The 15,871-nt window shown below is 69.2% G+C and carries 16 protein-coding genes; 8 read left to right on the top strand and 8 right to left on the bottom strand.

What is annotated here, in order from left to right; genetic code table 11:
- Positions 1 to 140 precede the first annotated feature (140 nt).
- Positions 141 to 626, bottom strand: coding sequence for a MarR family winged helix-turn-helix transcriptional regulator (locus tag ACZL02_RS23305; protein ID WP_472941089.1), 486 nt, complete (start codon positions 624 to 626; stop codon positions 141 to 143).
- Positions 627 to 871: 245 nt separating this feature from the next.
- Between ACZL02_RS23305 and ACZL02_RS23300 the strand changes: the two genes are divergently transcribed.
- Entirely contained in the window at positions 872 to 1,282 is a 411-nt protein-coding gene (locus tag ACZL02_RS23300; RefSeq protein ID WP_472941088.1) for a diacylglycerol kinase, read from the top strand.
- A gap of 13 nt (positions 1,283 to 1,295) precedes the next feature.
- Here the strand turns inward: ACZL02_RS23300 and ACZL02_RS23295 are convergent, their stop codons facing one another.
- The 3 genes from ACZL02_RS23295 to pabB are packed head-to-tail and all read right to left on the bottom strand — an operon-like array spanning position 1,296 to position 4,193.
- Positions 1,296 to 2,162 carry an aminotransferase class IV gene (locus ACZL02_RS23295; protein ID WP_472941087.1) on the bottom strand — a complete coding sequence of 289 codons (867 nt, stop codon included), beginning with the start codon at positions 2,160 to 2,162 and terminating at the stop codon, positions 1,296 to 1,298.
- On the bottom strand, positions 2,143 to 2,739 hold the full coding sequence (locus tag ACZL02_RS23290) for an anthranilate synthase component II (protein ID WP_472941086.1): 597 nt from the start codon (positions 2,737 to 2,739) through the stop codon (positions 2,143 to 2,145). Before ACZL02_RS23290 ends, ACZL02_RS23295 begins: the two co-directional genes overlap by 20 nt.
- Positions 2,736 to 4,193, bottom strand: coding sequence for an aminodeoxychorismate synthase component I (pabB, locus tag ACZL02_RS23285; RefSeq protein WP_472941085.1), 1,458 nt, complete (start codon positions 4,191 to 4,193; stop codon positions 2,736 to 2,738). Before pabB ends, ACZL02_RS23290 begins: the two co-directional genes overlap by 4 nt.
- 295 nt (positions 4,194 to 4,488) lie before the next feature.
- Here pabB and sthA point away from each other — a divergent pair, with 295 nt between their 5' ends.
- Positions 4,489 to 5,970, top strand: coding sequence for a Si-specific NAD(P)(+) transhydrogenase (gene sthA, locus ACZL02_RS23280; RefSeq protein WP_472941084.1), 1,482 nt, complete (start codon positions 4,489 to 4,491; stop codon positions 5,968 to 5,970).
- 220 nt (positions 5,971 to 6,190) lie between these two features.
- Here sthA and ACZL02_RS23275 read toward each other — a convergent pair whose 3' ends face one another.
- Positions 6,191 to 7,690 carry a CoA-acylating methylmalonate-semialdehyde dehydrogenase gene (locus ACZL02_RS23275; RefSeq protein ID WP_472941083.1) on the bottom strand — a complete coding sequence of 500 codons (1,500 nt, stop codon included), beginning with the start codon at positions 7,688 to 7,690 and terminating at the stop codon, positions 6,191 to 6,193.
- A 116-nt stretch (positions 7,691 to 7,806) separates the two neighbouring features.
- On the opposite strand from ACZL02_RS23275, the gene ACZL02_RS23270 reads away from it, so the two are divergent.
- The 5 genes from ACZL02_RS23270 (at position 7,807) to ACZL02_RS23250 (ending at position 11,400) form a co-directional block, all read left to right on the top strand.
- A complete protein-coding gene (locus ACZL02_RS23270) occupies positions 7,807 to 8,694 on the top strand; it encodes a LysR family transcriptional regulator (protein WP_472941082.1) in 888 nt (295 codons plus the stop codon).
- 75 nt (positions 8,695 to 8,769) lie between these two features.
- The gene (locus ACZL02_RS23265; RefSeq protein ID WP_472941081.1) at positions 8,770 to 9,027 is read left to right on the top strand and encodes a ribbon-helix-helix domain-containing protein; all 258 of its coding nucleotides are present in this window, start codon (positions 8,770 to 8,772) and stop codon (positions 9,025 to 9,027) included.
- Positions 9,027 to 9,341, top strand: coding sequence for a type II toxin-antitoxin system RelE/ParE family toxin (locus ACZL02_RS23260; protein ID WP_472941080.1), 315 nt, complete (start codon positions 9,027 to 9,029; stop codon positions 9,339 to 9,341). Before ACZL02_RS23265 ends, ACZL02_RS23260 begins: the two co-directional genes overlap by 1 nt.
- A 118-nt stretch (positions 9,342 to 9,459) precedes the next feature.
- Complete coding sequence (locus ACZL02_RS23255) at positions 9,460 to 9,660, top strand: DUF3329 domain-containing protein (protein ID WP_472941079.1); 201 nt, start codon at positions 9,460 to 9,462, stop codon at positions 9,658 to 9,660.
- Positions 9,661 to 9,864: 204 nt separating this feature from the next.
- The gene (locus ACZL02_RS23250; protein WP_472941078.1) at positions 9,865 to 11,400 is read left to right on the top strand and encodes a putative bifunctional diguanylate cyclase/phosphodiesterase; all 1,536 of its coding nucleotides are present in this window, start codon (positions 9,865 to 9,867) and stop codon (positions 11,398 to 11,400) included.
- Positions 11,401 to 11,449: 49 nt separating this feature from the next.
- Here ACZL02_RS23250 and cobT read toward each other — a convergent pair whose 3' ends face one another.
- The gene (gene cobT / locus ACZL02_RS23245; RefSeq protein WP_472941077.1) at positions 11,450 to 12,466 is read right to left on the bottom strand and encodes a nicotinate-nucleotide--dimethylbenzimidazole phosphoribosyltransferase; all 1,017 of its coding nucleotides are present in this window, start codon (positions 12,464 to 12,466) and stop codon (positions 11,450 to 11,452) included.
- Positions 12,467 to 12,586: 120 nt separating this feature from the next.
- On the opposite strand from cobT, the gene ACZL02_RS23240 reads away from it, so the two are divergent.
- Complete coding sequence (locus ACZL02_RS23240) at positions 12,587 to 13,363, top strand: adenosylcobinamide-GDP ribazoletransferase (protein ID WP_472941076.1); 777 nt, start codon at positions 12,587 to 12,589, stop codon at positions 13,361 to 13,363.
- Positions 13,364 to 13,366: 3 nt separating this feature from the next.
- Here ACZL02_RS23240 and cbiB read toward each other — a convergent pair whose 3' ends face one another.
- Both cbiB and ACZL02_RS23230 read right to left on the bottom strand, forming a co-directional pair.
- Entirely contained in the window at positions 13,367 to 14,347 is a 981-nt protein-coding gene (gene cbiB, locus ACZL02_RS23235; protein WP_472941075.1) for an adenosylcobinamide-phosphate synthase CbiB, read from the bottom strand.
- Between the two features lie 199 nt (positions 14,348 to 14,546).
- Positions 14,547 to 15,860, bottom strand: a complete 1,314-nt coding sequence (locus ACZL02_RS23230) for a cobyrinic acid a,c-diamide synthase CobB (protein ID WP_472941074.1) — start codon at positions 15,858 to 15,860, stop codon at positions 14,547 to 14,549.
- Positions 15,861 to 15,871: the final 11 nt, after the last annotated feature.

Below are 15,871 nucleotides of genomic sequence, written 5' to 3'. Positions count from 1 at the left end.
CGATCCAGGCGGCTGCCCCTGCCTTGCAGGCGGCGTCCCCCTCGAAAACGCTCCGGTTTCCGGGGGATGCTGTAGGAGGCCGGGCGGGCGGAAGTCAAACCGGCGCGCCGGCCGATGGGGCGGGAAGCCTTTTCGAAACGCTAGCGAAGCCGGCGCAGCTTGGAACTGAGGAGATCGTCGACCTGGTCCAGAACCGAGGTGACCCGGGCGACGTCGGCAAGGCTCAGCGAACTGACGAGATCGGCTTCCAACCGGTTCCAGATCACTTTGACCGCGGCCCTGGCCGCCTCGCCCTCCTCGGTCAGCATCACCATGGTGCGCCTTGCATCGCGGTTGCTCGCGGCCCGCAGCACCAGCTTCTTCTCGATCAGCCGGTCGAGCATCTTGGAGACGGTCGAAGGGCGAACGGCGAGCTGGTCGGCGAGCGCGGAAACGCTGACCGGCGAATCCCGCTCCAGCCGGTGCAGCAGCTGGTCCTGGCCGGGATGCAGGTCGATCTCGCTGAGCACCAGGGTCAGGAAGGCGCGGGTCGACTTGGCGATGGAGAGAAGCGAGGGAACGATATGGCTGGTATCGGTCCCGCTCGACACCGGCGAATTACGCCCATTGATCAAGCTGGGAGTCAAAGTCCGGGTATCTTCCGTAAGAGCAAGGATCCAAATCGGCAGAAGCGGTCGCTGTGCAGCGTTAATCCTTCATCAATTCAAGTCGTGCGACCGATCGTTGCAATTTGCGCGAAGTCCTTCATACCGCCGCTCTGCACGACTGACAATTCAGCCTTTCGTTGTGGCGGCCCTGGTACGATTTCGCTCGGTTGTAGCGGGTTGCCGCAGGCTTGTGCTCATCGTGGCGACGTTCAACGGAGGAAGACATGGCCGACATCAGGGTGATCTGCGCGATCGGACACAGCGGCCAGCTCGGCCTCGACGGCGTGCTGCCCTGGGAGGGCAATCCCGGCCGCCCCTTCGTCGAGGATGTCGAGCGCTTCTTCGAGGTCAGCCGCGGCCACGTGCTGATCGCCGGCCCGCGCACCGTGGCGTCCTTCCCGCCCTTCGTGAAGCTCGACCGCACCATCGTCGAGATCCGCTCGCACGAGGATCCGCAGGAAGTGCTCTCGCGCTTTCCCGACCGGGTCGTCTATATCGGCGGCGGCCCGCGCGTCTGGGACGTCTACGCCCCCTTCGTCCGGCACTGGGACATCAACCGCGTGCCCTATGACGGCCCGGCCGATACCTGGTTCGATCCGGCCTGGCTGATCGCCGGCGGCGCCGGGCGGCGCTGACGTCCGATAGGTCTTAGCCCGGCAGCTTCGCGCCGAGGTCGCGCGGGTGCTTGCCGCAGTCGCGGGCGATCGCCTCGCAGAGCCCGATCATCAGCTGGCGGACGGCCTCCGGCACGTCGGCGCTCTCGGCTTTGCCGGACAGCGTCATCGGCGAGATCAGCCGCAGGCTGTTGGTGAGGAACAGCCCGTCGGCGGCGTCGAGGCTCTTCGGCGACACCGAGCGCTCGATCGGTCTAAGGCCGAAATCCTCGCCCTCCTCGATCACCCAGCCGCGGGTGATGCCGGGCAGAACGCCATCCTTCAGCGGCGGGGTCGCGAGGTCCATGCCGTCGGCGACGAAGAGATTGCCGAGCGAGGAACAGGCGACGACGCCCTTGGTATTGAGGAACAGCGCCTCGCTCGCGCCTTCCCGCTCCGCCCGGCGCGAGGCGAGGATAGCGTCGAGATAGCCGAGGCTCTTGATCCGCGACAGCGGCGAGGTCTCGTTTCGGCGCACCTCGGCCATCGCGCAGCGGATCGGCGCGAACATCAGCGAGGGCGTCAGCGGCGCGCTGGACCCGAGGATCAGCGGCGCCGGCTCGGACGGCAAACGAAGCCCGCGCTGTCCGGGGCCGCGCGTCACGGTGAGGCGGATCGAGCCGTCGACCTGGCGCTCCGCCAGCGCCGTCATCGCCGCCTCGATCTCGGCGGTCTCGACCGGGATTTCCACGAGTTCCAGCGCCGCCGCCAGCCGCGCCACGTGCTGCTTCAGCCGGAAGACGGTGCCGCCGATCGCCAGCGCCGTGTCGAACAGCCCGTCGCCGAGCAGGAAGCCGCGGTCGCGCGCGTCGACCGCGGTGTCGGCGGGCACGAAGCCGCCTTTAGTCCAGACGGTCTGCATGCCAGCGCTCCGCAAGCCCGAGAAAGTTCTTGAAGAGGGTGAGGCCCTCGGGGGTCAGCACCGATTCCGGATGGAACTGGATGCCGAAGGTCGGGTGCTCGCGGTGTCGCAAGCCCATCACCTCCCCCTCCTCCGAACGGGCATCGACGATGAGCTGCCCGGCCATCGCCTCGGTCTCCTCGACGATCAGCGAGTGATAGCGCCCCGCCTGCATCGGGCTCGGCACGCCCGCGAACAGGTCCCGGCCGTCGTGCGTGATGGCGGAGGCGCGCCCATGCAGCGGCCGGCGGGCCCGCTCGACCCGGCCGCCGAAAACCTCGCCGATGCACTGGTGCCCGAGGCAGACGCCGAGGATCGGCACCGTGCCCGACAGCTTCTCGATCAGCTCCAGCGAAACCCCTGCCTCGGCCGGGCTGCAGGGGCCGGGCGAGACGACGATGGCGCGCGGTGCCCTCGCCACGATCTCGTCGAGCGTGATCTTGTCGTTGCGCACCACATCGGTCCGGCCGCCGGCGCGCTCGACATAGCGGGCGACGTTGAAGACGAAGCTGTCGTAATTGTCGACGACAAGGATCATGCCGCGTCCCCGGCGGGCGCTTTCCCGTTCCAGGCCCCGGCTCTGGCTCTGGCCTCTGCCTCTGCCTCTGCTTCGGCAGGCGCGGCCTCGAACGCGGCAAACACCCGCGCGGCCTTGGTCAGCGTTTCCTCGTACTCCGCGGCCGGGTCGGAGAGGACGGTGATGCCGCCGCCGGCCTGCAGCGTCGCGCGGCCGTTCGCCAGCGTCACCGTGCGGATGGCGATGTTGAGGTCGAGCGCGCCGTCGAAGCCGAGATAGCCGATCGAGCCGCAATAGATGCCGCGCGCCGTAGCCTCGATCTCGGTGATGATGTCCATTGCCCGGATTTTTGGCGCGCCGGTGATCGATCCGCCGGGGAAGGCGGCAGCGACGAGGTCGAGCCCGTCGGCGTCGCCGCGCAACGTCGCCGAGACCACCGAGGTCAGGTGGTGCACACCGGCATAGCTCTCGAGCCCGCAGAGCACCGGCACCTCGACCGAATCGGGCGTCGCGACGCGGGCGATGTCGTTGCGCAGGAGATCGACGATCATGATGTTCTCCGCCCGGTCCTTTTCCGAGGCGACGAGCGCTGCGCCGAGCGCTGCATCCTCGGCGGGGTCGGCGGCGCGCGGCGCGGTGCCCTTGATCGGCCGGGCCTCGACGCTCCGCCCCGAAAGCTTCAGGAAACGCTCGGGCGAGGAGGAGGCGATCGTCAGGCCGGGAAACTCGAGATAGGCGGCGAACGGCGCCGGATTGACCGCGCGCAGGCGCTCGTAGAAGGCAAAACCGTCGAACGCCGGGGGGAGCGTCGCGGTGAACTGCTGGGCGACGTTCGCCTGGTAGATGTCGCCGGCAAGGATGTACTCCCGCACGGTCTCGATCGCCGCCTCGTAGCGGGCGCGGGTAAAATTCGACGACCAGTCGAGCGCTGCCTTTCCGGCGGCGTGAGCGCGTGCCGCAGGCTGTGCGAGTGCCGCGAGGAACTCGCCGATACGCGCTTCGGCACGGGCGGCGCGGTCGCTTTCCGCCGCCGGAAAGCCGGACGAGAGAAGGGTCGCGCTTTCCGCCTCGAGGTCGAAGGCGAGAATCGTGTCGTAGAAGTGCAGCAGCAGCGACGGCGCCTTCGAGTCGAGCCCCGGCGGGCGGTCGAGCTCCTCGAGATGCTGGGCGAAATCATAGCCGATGGCGCCGATCGCCCCGCCTTGGAACGGCGGCAGGCCGGGCAGTGCCGGCATCGCGAAGCGCTGCATCACCTCCCGCAGGCAGTCCAGCGGCCGGCCTTCCAGCCGCGCGCCGTCGAACACGGCGCCCTCGGCGTCGACGGTGAAGGCGGCAAACGGCGCGGCCGCGACATAGGCGTAGCGGCCGAGACCCGGATGCGGCATGGCGCTGTCGAGGAAGGCGAGCCCGCCCATCCCGCGCAACCGTGCCGCGGCCTCGGCCGGGGCGATGAAATCGATGCGTCGCTGCCACATGGCCGGATGTGAAGCATGCTTCCCCGGCTCCGTCAAAGTGCGAAGCCGCCTCTCGCGGCGATCTTTTGCCGCGCCCCCGCTGGAGCCCGTCCTGACGCCGGCGGGCGCAAAGTCCGGCCTGCGCAGCCGGCGCCCTTGATCCAGGGCGCGACCTTCCCTGATATAGGCCTTGATATAGGCTGATGTTGCAGCGCGGGATGAACGGCTTCAGTGTCGGCCTCGCGCAATCTTGCCGGGTTAGGCAGGCGCGACGCTGCGGCCTGCCGCAGCCCGCAAAGCTCCGAGGAGTGCCGACATGGCAGACTACGACCTCATCGTCATCGGCAGCGGCCCGTCCGGCCGGCGCGCCGCCATCCAGGCCGCCAAGCTCGGCAAGACCGTGCTGGTGGTCGACAAGCGCGCCGAGGTCGGCGGCGTCTCCGTCCACACCGGCACCATCCCGTCGAAGACCATGCGCGAGACCGTGCTGAACCTTACCGGCTGGCGGGAGCGCGGCTTCTACGGCCGGTCCTACCGCGTCAAGAAGGACATCACCGCCGCCGACCTGCTCGCCCGCACCTCGAAGACGCTGGAGCACGAGGTCGACGTGCTCGAGCACCAGTTCAGCCGCAACTACGTGCAGACGGTGCAGGGGGTGGCGCGGTTCGTCGGCCTGCACGAGATCGAGGTCCGCTCGAGCGAGACCGAGGCCGAGGTGCACACTGCCGCCTTCGTGGTGATCGCCTGCGGCACCCGGCCTTTCCGCCCGGCCTACATCCCGTTCAACGGCACCAACGTCCTCGACAGCGACGAGATCCTCACCATCGACAAGCTGCCGCGCAGCCTGACGGTGATCGGCGCCGGCGTTATCGGCGTCGAATACGCCACCATCTTTTCCGCCCTCGACGTCGCCGTCACGCTGATCGAGCCGCGCGAGACCTTCCTCGACTTCGTCGACAAGGAGCTGATCGAGGAGTTCGTGCACGAACTGCGCGACCGCAACGTCTCGATTCGCCTGGGATCCGAGGTGACGTCGGTCGCGCTCGATCATGCCGGCCGGCCGCATTGCGAGATCGCCAGCGGCCGCAACGTGACCAGCGACGTGCTGCTGTTCGCCGCCGGACGCGTCGGCGAGACCGATGGGCTGAACCTTCCGGCCGTCGGCATCGCCAGCGACCACCGCGGCCGCATCACCGTCGACCCGAAGACGCTGCAGACCTCGGTGCCGCACATCTACGCCGCCGGCGATGTGATCGGCTTCCCGAGCCTTGCCTCGACCTCGATGGAACAGGGCCGCCTCGCCGCCTGCCACGCCTTCGGCCTCGCCCCGCCGCCGCCGCCCGAGTTCTTCCCCTATGGCATCTATTCCGTGCCGGAGATCTCCACCGTCGGCATGACCGAGGAGGAGGTCCGCAAGCGCGGGATCGCCTACGAGTGCGGCATCGCCCGCTTCCGCGAGACCTCGCGCGGCCACATCATGGGCCTCGAGACCGGCATGATGAAGATGATCTTTTCCAAGAAGACCCGGCGCCTCCTCGGCGTCCACATCATCGGCGAAGGCGCGACCGAACTCGTCCACATCGGCCAGGCCGTGCTGAACCTCAAGGGCACCATTGACTACTTCATGGAGTCGACGTTCAACTATCCGACGCTCGCCGAAGCCTACAAGATCGCCGCCCTCGACGCCTGGAACCGCGCCTTCGCGCCGTCGGCCGCAATCCCGGAGCCCGCCGATCCGGTCGAGGCGAGCGAGCCGGTGTCCGCCGCAGCGGCGGAGATCGCCGCCGCCGCGGAGTAGAGAAGGCCGCAGCCATAAAGGCGTCCCTCTTCTCCCCTCCGGGGAGAAGGTCGCGGCAGCGGGATGAGGGGCAGCGCGGCCCCCCGCCCAAAGACCGACGCGCAGTCGTCTGGCGCCCCCCTCATCGGCCTGCCGGCCACTTCTCCCCGGAGGGGCGAAGAAACAGCTTCACCGCCGGGTGTCTTGGCGGCAGACCGCGTCATCGACCGAGGCGTGAACCTCAGTGCGAGATCGTCGGGATCGAGAACTCGGCGCCGGCCTTGATGCCGGACGGCCAGCGCGAGGTGACGGTCTTGGTGCGGGTCCAGAACTTGATCGAATCCGGGCCGTGCTGGTTGAGATCGCCGAAGGACGAGCGCTTCCAGCCGCCGAAGGAGTGGTAGGCCATCGGCGTCGGAATCGGCACGTTGATGCCGACCATGCCGACATTGATGCGGCTGGCGAAGTCGCGCGCCGCGTCGCCGTCGCGGGTGTAGAGCGCGACGCCGTTGCCGTACTCATGCTTCATCGGCAGGGCGATCGCGTCCTCGTAGGTTTTGGCGCGGATCACCGAGAGGACGGGGCCGAAGATCTCCTGCTTGTAGATCTCCATGTCGGGGGTGACGTGGTCGAAGAGGCACGAGCCGACGAAGAAGCCGTCCTCATAGCCTTGCATCCTGAACCCGCGGCCGTCGACCTTCAGCTCGGCGCCTTCCGCGACGCCCTGTTCGATCAGGCCGAGGATCTTCTGCTGCGCCGCCTTGGTGACCACCGGGCCGTAATCGGCCGAGACGTCGGTCGCCGGGCCGATCTTCAGCGCCTCGACCTTCGGCACCAGTTTCTCGATCAGCGCGTTCGCCGTCGCCTCGCCGACCGGCACCGCCACGGAGATCGCCATGCAGCGCTCGCCGGCCGAGCCGTAGCCGGCGCCGATCAGCGCGTCGACCGCCTGGTCGAGATCGGCGTCGGGCAGGATGATCATGTGGTTCTTGGCGCCGCCGAAGGTCTGCGCGCGCTTGCCGTATTTCGCGGCCTCGGCATAGACATAGGCGGCGATCGGGGTCGAGCCGACGAAGCTCACCGCCGAGATGTCGGGGTGCTGCAGGATGCCGTCGACCGTCTCCTTGTCGCCATTGACGACCTGCAGGATGCCTTTCGGAAGGCCGGCCTCGATCATCAGCTCGGCGAGGCGCATCGGCACCGACGGATCGCGCTCCGAGGGCTTCAGGATGAAGGCGTTGCCACAGGCGATGGCCGGCGCGAACATCCACATCGGGATCATCGCCGGGAAGTTGAAGGGCGTGATGCCGGCGCCGATGCCGACCGCCTGGCGGATCGAGTACATGTCGATGCCGGGACCGGCGCCCTCGGTGAACTCGCTCTTCATCAGATGCGGGATGCCGATGACGAACTCGCAGACCTCGAGCCCGCGGACGATGTCGCCCTTGGAATCCTCGATCGTCTTGCCGTGCTCGGAGGACAGAAGTTCCGCCAGCTCCTGCATGTTCTCGTTGAGCAGCGCCACGAACTTCATGAACACCCGCGCCCGGCGCTGCGGGTTGGTGGCGGCCCAGGCCGGCTGCGCCGCCTTCGCCGCATCGACCGCAGACTGCAGGTCCGCGGCGGTCGCCAGCGACAGCTGCGCGGTGACCTGGCCGGTCGCAGGGTTGAAGATCTCGGCCGTGCGGCCGGCCGAGCCCGGCACGCGCTTGCCGTCGATGAAGTGGCCGATGCTGGTCATGTCCGTCTCCCTGATCCGATATGCCGCGCAGTGTCCGCCAAACCGGGACCGAATCAAGACATGCCAATGCGCATCCGTTGTGCAAAAACCCGTGTCCCTGTTTCGTTCGAAAGTGAATGCCCGTGAACTGGGACGATATCCGGCTCTTCCTCGCCGTCGCCCGCGCCGGCCAGATCCTTGCCGCGGCCCGCCGGCTGGGGCTGAACCACGCGACCGTCGGCCGCCGGCTCGACCAACTGGAGAAGGCGCTCGCGGCCAAGCTGTTCGAGCGGCGGCCGAACGGCTGCACGCTGACCGCCGACGGCGCCGCCTTCCTGCCGGGCGCCGAACGGATGGAAGCGGAGATGCTGTCGGCCCGCTCCGTGCTCGGCAGTGCCGAGGTCGGGCTCAGCGGCACGGTCCGGATCGGCGCGCCCGATGGATTTGGCACCGCCTTCCTCGCCGCCCGCGTCGGCGTCCTGACGGAAAGGCATCCGGGCCTCACCATCCAACTCGTGCCGGTGCCGCGGGCCTTCTCGCTGTCGCGGCGCGAGGCCGACATCGCCATCACCATGGACCGCCCGGAGGAAGGCCGGCTGGTGGCGCAGAAGCTCGTCGATTATGCGCTCGGCCTCTATGCCGCGACCGCCTATCTCGAGGTGCACGGACGGCCCGAGACGCTCGCCGATCTCGCCTCCCACCGGCTGGTCGGCTATGTCGACGATCTCCTGTCGACGCCCGCACTCGACTACGCCGCCGAGATCGCCGGTAATGTCCGCAGCCGTTTCGAGATCTCATCGGCGCTCGGGCAGACCGAGGCGGTGGCGTCGGGGGCGGGCATCGGCATCCTGCACGCCTTCATCGCCCGGCAGCGCCCCGGCCTCGAGCGCGTCCTGCCGGCGCGGGAGCTGCGCCGCGCCTACTGGCTGGTCTATCACGAGAGCGCCCGCGGCAACGCCGCCGTCGCCGCGGTGGCAGCGGCGATCCGCGAGATGGTGGAGGCGGAGAGAGCGGGCTTCCTCTGACGCCGCCGGCCGCCGGCTATCGCGAAGCCCGGCCCTCTGCGCTATATCGAGGGCATCGACGAAGAGGGACCGCACATGGGACAGATCTCCATTTCCCTGCCCGACGACATCAACGCCTATGTCGCACGCCGCGTCGAGGAAGGCGCCTATGCCGACGCCAGCGACTTCGTCGAAGCCTTGCTGCGGCAGGACCGGGAGAGCCGGCCTCTGACAATGGAGGAACTGAGCGAGCGACTGGAGCGGGCGGAAGCCGGCGGCTTTGGCGAGAGAAGCTTTGCCGAGATCACGGAGGAGGCGCGGCAGCGTGCGAGAGCACGCGGCATGCTCCCTTGATGCGCCGGGTTCGTTTCCGGCGCGCGGCCGAAGACAGCCTGATCGACATCTATTTGCAGTCCATCGAATATTTCGGCGTCCAGCAGGCCGAGCGATACCAGGAGGGCCTTTCCGGCATCTTTTCGCTGATCGCCGACCAGCCGGCGATGGGGCACAAGAGCGACGACGTCCTCCCCGGCAGCCGACGCCATGTCTGGAAGGCCCATGTGATCTACTATGTGGTCGAGGAGCAGGGCATTCGGATCATCGACATCCTGGCCGCCGGTCGTGATCCCGTTCGGGCCATCCGGTCGCCTCTCGCCGGCGAGGACTGACGGCCGGTCGGCTGCTGCAATCCTTGAGGTTTACGCCGGGCGCCGTGCCGCCTATCACCGGCTGGCGAGGCCGGGGACGTCCAAAAAGTCCGTCGGCCGCAGTGCAGGAGCTTTGTGCATGGCGATGTCGAACCAGGAACACCCCTTCTTCCGCCCGCTCTGGCGCCGGATCGCCATCGTCGCGGTGACGGCGGCTTGGAGTGCGGTCGAGTGGTATCACGGCGAACAGGTCTGGGGCATGCTGACGCTGGGCATCGCCGTCTACTCCGCCTGGACCTTCCTGATCACCTATCCGAAGCAGCCCGGCGAAGCGAAGTAGGCCCACGGCCCACCGCTGCAGGATCGCACGGCCCGCGCGGGTGAGCGCATTTTCCCGTCCGGGTTTATTCGCCGTCAGGGTTTTTTCGCCGCCTGAGCTCTCCGCCGAGAATGTCGGATCACGGCGGCATTTTCAGGTGACCTGCAAACCATTCTTCATCAATTTAATAGCAAGCTACCGTTATCCGCGGCAGGGAGAATCCGCATGCGCCTCTTTCCCGACGCGGCCACCCGTGACGCCGTGATCCTCCTGGCTTTCAGTCTTGTTGCCTTCGGCCTGCTCCGGCATATCGACGCCCATGAGATGCTGGATGACTTCTTCAGGAAGTACGAGGACTGGCAGGCCGACGACCTCTTTCTCGGCCTTCTCACGACCGGGCTTCTGGGCTTCGTCTATGCCTGGCGGCGGCTCGCCGATCTGAAGCGGGAGGCCCTCAAGCGCAACAAGGCCGAAGGCTACGCCGAATGGCTCGCCTATCACGACCCGCTGACGCGGCTGCCGAACCGCCACTTTCTCGAGGCGCGCCTTGCCGACGGCGACTGGGGCCTGTCACTGGTCGGCTCCGTCATCGCCATCGACCTCGACGGCTTTAAGAAGGTCAACGATCTCGTCGGCCATCACGGCGGCGACGAACTCCTCGTTGCGGTCGGGCGCCGCCTGAGCGAGAGCTTTCCGGACGACGTCGCCATCCGGCTCGGCGGCGACGAGTTTCTCCTCGTCACGCCCCGCACGGGCAGTTCGGCGAAGGCGCTCTGCGAGGAGATCGTGCAGGTCCTCAGCAATCCCCAGGTGATCGCCGATCTCCAGGTGGAGGTCGGCGCCTCCGTGGGCCTTGCAGCTTGCGGCGGGAAGCTTGGGGTGGAGGCGGCCATGCAGCAGGCGGACCTTGCCCTCTACGCGGCCAAGCGCCAGGGCCGGAACTCGGTCTGCACCTACGATCCGAGCCTCCAGAACGCTTTGGCGGAACGGATCGACCTCGAGCGGTCGCTGCGCAAGGCGATCATCAGCGGCAGAATCCGCCCGCACTACCAGCCGCTGGTGGACATGCAGACGGGAGCGGTCCGCGGCTTCGAGGCGCTTGCCCGGTGGACGCTCGACGACGGCACCGCCGTGCCCCCCTCCGTCTTCATCGAGCTCGCCGAGGAGGCTGGCCTGATCACCGAACTGTCGGGCCAGCTGCTGCGCCAGGCCTGCCTCGACGCCAGGACCTGGCCGGCCGACACCTATCTCGCCTTCAACCTGTCGCCGACGCAGCTGACCGACCGCCTTCTCGGCCTCCGGATCATCCGCATCCTCATGGACACCGGCCTGCCAGCGAGGCGCCTTGAACTCGAGGTCACCGAAAGCGCCGTGGTGCGGGATCTAGACGCGGCCATGGCGATCATCGGACAGTTGCGGGAGGCCGGCATCCGGATCGCCATCGACGACTTCGGCACCGGCTTCTCCAGCCTGTCGCAGCTCGCCAATATCCCGTTCGACCGGATCAAGATCGACCGCAGCTTCGTCAATTCGTTCGAGGGCAACGAGAAGCAGGCGAAGATCGTGAAGTCGATCGTCGGTCTCGGTCAGGGGCTCGGCGTCGAAACGACGGCCGAGGGGATCGAATCCGCCAGCCAGTACGAGCACCTCAAGCTGCTCGGCTGCAGCAATGGCCAGGGCTATCTGTTCGGCAAGGCCATGCAGGCGTCGGACGTCGTGACCTTCATCGAGAACGCCCTGCCCCACCGCGAGTGCGCGTAGAGCGCCCTGCGGACTGGCGGCGCTCCGCAAGGACGAGGCGCCTCATCGATCATGCCTTGCCGGTGACGCCCGCCATCTCGAAGGTCGCCATGCCCGAATGGCAGGCGGCCGCGGCCTTGACGATGCCGGCCGCGATCGCCGCGCCCGTTCCCTCGCCGAGGCGCATGCCGAGCGCCAGCAGCGGCACCTTGTCCATCGCCTCCAGCGCGTCGATATGGCCGGGCTCGGCCGAGACGTGGCCGAACAGGCAATGGTCGAGCGCCGACTTGTCGATTGACCAGAGGATCGCGGCCGCCGCGGTCGCGACGTAGCCGTCGATGATCACCGGCACGCGCTGCAGGCGCGCGGCGACGATCGCCCCGGCCATCGCCGCAAGCTCGCGGCCGCCGAGCCGCCGCAGCACCTCCAGCGGGTCGCCGAGATGGTCGGCATGGAGGGCCAGCGCCTGCTCGACCACCGCCGCCTTGTGCGCCATGCCCTCAGCGCCCTGGCCGGTGCCGGGGCCGACCCAGTCGCTGGCAGCGCCGCCGAACAGCGCGGCGAAGACGGCGGCGGCGATGGTGGTGTTGCCGATGCCCATCTCGCCGATGCAGAGGAGATCCGGCTCGCCCATCAGGCATTCCATGCCGAACGCCATGGTCGCCGCGCAGGTGCGCTCGTCCATCGCCGCCTCTTCCGAGATGTCGGCGGTCGGCACTTCCAGCGCGAGGTCGAAGATCTTCAGGCCGAGGTCGTAGGCCGCGCAGATCTGGTTGATCGCGGCGCCGCCGGCGGCGAAGTTCGAGACCATCTGCACCGTCACCTCCGGCGGATAGGCCGAGACGCCCTTGGCCGCGACGCCATGATTGCCGGCGAAGATCGCCACCAGCGGCCGCGTCACCGCCGGAGTGCGGCCTTGCCAGGCGGCGAGCCATTCCGAGATCTCCTCCAGCCGGCCGAGCGAGCCGGCGGGCTTCGTCAGCTGGCCCTCGCGTGCCCGCTTGGCGTTGACGGCGGCAATGTCCGGGCCCGGCATCTGCCGCACGAGAGCGCGGATGTCGTCGAAGGGAAGGCCGGTGGCGGACATGGAGAACCTCGTGGCGAGCTGGACAGGGCGGCGGTCTGGCGTCCTGCTCTAACGCCCGGCGAACCCGGTGTATAGTTTTGTCGCCTTTGTCGGCTGCAACGGACCGCGCTATGAAGGCGCATGCCGCTACTCCTCGCCAGCACGCTCCGCGCCCTCGCCTTCCTGACCCGGCTGCCCGCCGCGTCGCGCGCCTTCACCGGCACGCATCCGCTCGGGCTCGACGCGCACGCCTTTCCGCTGGCCGGCCTCGTCGCCGCCTTGCCCGCGGCACTGCTGATCCTCCTCGGCAGCGCGCTCGGCCTGTCCGCACCGAGCATCGCCGTGATCGCGGTGACGGCCATGGTGCTCGTCACCGGCGGCCTGCACGAGGACGGGCTCGGCGACGTTGCCGACGGGCTCGGCGGCCACAAGCCGAAGGCCCGGGCGCTGGCGATCATGAAGGACAGCCGCATCGGCGCCTACGGTGCGCTGGCGCTGGTCCTGTCGCTGGCGCTCCGCATCTCGCTGTTGGCGGAGCTCGTCGCGGCGAGGCCCGGTCTTGCCGCGCTCGCGGTGCTGGCGGTCGCGGCAGGGAGCCGCGGCGCCATGGCCTGGCTCTGGTCGAGCCTGCCGAGCGCCGATCCGCGGGGTCTTGCCGCCCGGATCGGCCAGCCCCCGGCGCGCACCGGCCGGACCGCCGGCCTCATCGGCGGCGGCTTGCTGGTCCTCAGTGGGATCGCCGCCGGGCCGCTCGGCGCTGTCCTGCCGCTGCTTCTCGGCCTGCTGATCCTCGGCCAGTTCCGCAAATTCATCCGCCACCGCCTCGGCGGCCAGACCGGCGACTGCCTCGGCGCCGCCCAGCAGCTCACCGAGATCGCCGCACTGCTGGGCTTTGCGATCGCCGTCAGCGCCGGCTGAAAATCACCCGAGACCCGCGACGAGAAACAGCCCGAGCGCCAGCGCGATCAGGAGGTTCGACAGGCGCCGCAGCAGCACCAGAGCGCGGTCGATGTCCTCCCCTGTCGCGGCAAGGCGCCCCTCGGGATGCAGCAGCGGCGCATCGACCACCAGCGCCCCGTAGCGCCGCGGACCGCCGAAGGCGAGGCCGAGCGCGGCCGCCGCCGCCGCTTCCGGCCAGCCGGCATTCGGCGAACGGTGGAGGCCAGCATCGCGCCGGGCGACGCACCAGGTCGTGCGAAAACCGCTGGCGCCCGGCATCGTCGGGGCGATGACAGCGAACATCAGCGCGTTGACCCTTGCGGGCACGAGGTTGGCGAGATCGTCGAGCCGCGCGGCGGCCCAGCCGAAAGCGCGGTGGCGCTCGCTCATGTGGCCGATCATCGAATCGGCGGTGTTCACCACCTTGTAGGCGAGAAGGCCGGGCAGGCCGAAAACGAAATAGAACAGGAAGGGCGCGACGATGCCGTCCGAGGCGTTCTCGGCAAGGCTCTCGATCGCCGCACGGCAGACGCCCGCCTCGTCCAGCTGGTCGGGATCGCGCCCGACGATCATCGACACCGCCCGCCGTCCCTCGGCGAGCCCGCCTGTCTCAAGCGCCTCGGCGACGCGGCGGACATGCTCGGCCATGCTCTTCTGTGCGAGGAAGATGCCGACGATGCCGGCTTCGAGGACGAGGCCGACAGCGCCAAGCGGGACGAGCAGCGCGTGCAGCGCCAGGCCCGCCAGAACGGCCACCGCGAGCAGCCCGAGAATGGCGACGGCGCCATTGCGGCGGCGGGCGGCGAAGGAGAGGTCCTCGCGGTTGAAGCGACGGTCGAGCCCGCCGATCGCCCGGCCGATCCATACGACCGGATGCGGCCAGCGACGCCACAGCCAGTCGGGGTCGCCGATGAGGCGGTCGAGGAGCGTACCGAGGAGGAGGGTCAGGAAATGCGCGGTCACGTCGGTGTCTCTCTAGGGCCTATCCCGTTGCGGCAGTTCGCCCCCCTCTGGCCTGCCGGCCATCTCCCCCTCGGGTGAGGAGATCGGCCTGTCGCAGACCTCGCAGCTTCTGATCTCCCCCTTTGAGGGGGAGATGCCCGGCAGGGCAGAGGGGGGTGAGCCCCGGCAACCGCGTCACGCCGGCACACTGCGCGCGCGATCATGCCCGGTCGATCACGTGCAGGAACGAGCCGCCGACAGTGCCCACCCGGCGCCCCATGGCACCGAGGTCCGCGCCTGCAGCATCGCTCGCCGTCAGCAGCGGCGCGCCGCCACCTTCCGTGAGGATGCTGGCATAGTGGAACTCGTGCGCCGTCATCGCGCCCGTCCACGGAAAATCCATCACCGCCCGCCGATAGCCGAGATGCCGGCGCCGCACGGCGAAACTCGTGGCGACCGGCAGCAGGCCGAGCATCGCATGCGCGGCGCCGCCCGCATCCACCAGCGCCTCGCCCAGCACCATGTAGCCGCCGCACTCGCCATAAACGGTCGCGCCGCGATCCGCCGCCGCCTGCATGCCGGCCTTGAAGCGCCCCGCAGCCGCGAGCCGGCCGGCATGGAGCTCCGGATAGCCGCCGGGCAGGTAGACCGCATCGGCCGCCGCGTCCGGCGCCTCGTCCGCCAGCGGCGAGAACAGGTTGATCGACGCCCCCTGCGCCCGCCAGCCGGCCAGGAGATGCGGGTAGGCGAAGGCGAAGGCGGTGTCGCGGGCGACCGCGATATGCTGTCCGAGCGGCGGCAGGCGCGGGACGACCAGCCCCTCCCAGCCCTTACCGCGCGCCGGCAGGGCCGAAAGCTGCCGGAGCGCCGAGAGGTCGAGCCCGGCCTCGACCCAGTCGGCGGCGCGGTCGAGGAAGGCGTCGAGGTCGCCGTGCTCGCCGGCCTGCACCAGGCCGAGATGGCGCTCCGGCAGAACCAGCCGGGGATCCGACGGCAGCACGCCGAGCACCGGCACGCCGAGCGGCGCCAGTGCTTGCTGCAGCATGCCGGCATGCCGGGCGCTGCCGACGCGGTTGAGGATGAGGCCCGCTAGCCTCACCTCGGGCCGGTGGTCGCGAAACCCGCGCACCAGCGCTGCCACCGACTGCGACTGTTTGGCGCAATCGACCACGAGGACGACGTTCAGCCCCAACAGAACGGCGAGATCGGCCGAAGCCCCGGTGCCGTCTGCGGCCCCGTCGAAGAGCCCCATCATCGCCTCGACGAGAAGCCCCTCGGCAGGCTCGCCCGCGACCGGGCCCGCGACCGCCTCCGCCGCCAGCGCCGCCAGCAGGTCAGGGCGCATGGCCCAGGGATCGAGATTGACGCACGCCGCCCCGCTTGCCGCCGCATGGAAGGCGGGATCGATATAGTCCGGCCCGGCCTTGGCCGAGGCGACGGCATGGCCGGCACGGCGAAAAGCCCGCAGCAGGCCGAGCGTCACCGTGGTCTTGCCGGAGCCGGAGGCCGGCGCGGCGATCAGAAGGCCGGGCATGGCGCGTTGCT

The sequence above is a fragment of the Mesocryomonas fontinalis genome (genome assembly GCF_055730125.2).
The sequence above is the reverse complement of the archived record's forward strand: the minus strand, read 5'-3'. Positions and strand labels throughout refer to the sequence as shown.

What these genes read in the sequence shown, in the direction of transcription:
- ACZL02_RS23300 (WP_472941088.1), top strand. Translation starts at nt 872, where the DNA reads ATGGCCGACATCAGGGTGATCTGCGCGATCGGACACAGCGGCCAGCTC.
- ACZL02_RS23295 (WP_472941087.1), bottom strand. Translation starts at nt 2,162, where the DNA reads ATGCAGACCGTCTGGACTAAAGGCGGCTTCGTGCCCGCCGACACCGCG.
- ACZL02_RS23290 (WP_472941086.1), bottom strand. Translation starts at nt 2,739, where the DNA reads ATGATCCTTGTCGTCGACAATTACGACAGCTTCGTCTTCAACGTCGCC.
- pabB (WP_472941085.1), bottom strand. Translation starts at nt 4,193, where the DNA reads ATGTGGCAGCGACGCATCGATTTCATCGCCCCGGCCGAGGCCGCGGCA.
- sthA (WP_472941084.1), top strand. Translation starts at nt 4,489, where the DNA reads ATGGCAGACTACGACCTCATCGTCATCGGCAGCGGCCCGTCCGGCCGG.
- ACZL02_RS23275 (WP_472941083.1), bottom strand. Translation starts at nt 7,690, where the DNA reads ATGACCAGCATCGGCCACTTCATCGACGGCAAGCGCGTGCCGGGCTCG.
- ACZL02_RS23270 (WP_472941082.1), top strand. Translation starts at nt 7,807, where the DNA reads ATGCCCGTGAACTGGGACGATATCCGGCTCTTCCTCGCCGTCGCCCGC.
- ACZL02_RS23265 (WP_472941081.1), top strand. Translation starts at nt 8,770, where the DNA reads ATGGGACAGATCTCCATTTCCCTGCCCGACGACATCAACGCCTATGTC.
- ACZL02_RS23260 (WP_472941080.1), top strand. Translation starts at nt 9,027, where the DNA reads ATGCGCCGGGTTCGTTTCCGGCGCGCGGCCGAAGACAGCCTGATCGAC.
- ACZL02_RS23255 (WP_472941079.1), top strand. Translation starts at nt 9,460, where the DNA reads ATGGCGATGTCGAACCAGGAACACCCCTTCTTCCGCCCGCTCTGGCGC.
- ACZL02_RS23250 (WP_472941078.1), top strand. Translation starts at nt 9,865, where the DNA reads ATGCGCCTCTTTCCCGACGCGGCCACCCGTGACGCCGTGATCCTCCTG.
- cobT (WP_472941077.1), bottom strand. Translation starts at nt 12,466, where the DNA reads ATGTCCGCCACCGGCCTTCCCTTCGACGACATCCGCGCTCTCGTGCGG.
- ACZL02_RS23240 (WP_472941076.1), top strand. Translation starts at nt 12,587, where the DNA reads ATGCCGCTACTCCTCGCCAGCACGCTCCGCGCCCTCGCCTTCCTGACC.
- ACZL02_RS23230 (WP_472941074.1), bottom strand. Translation starts at nt 15,860, where the DNA reads ATGCCCGGCCTTCTGATCGCCGCGCCGGCCTCCGGCTCCGGCAAGACC.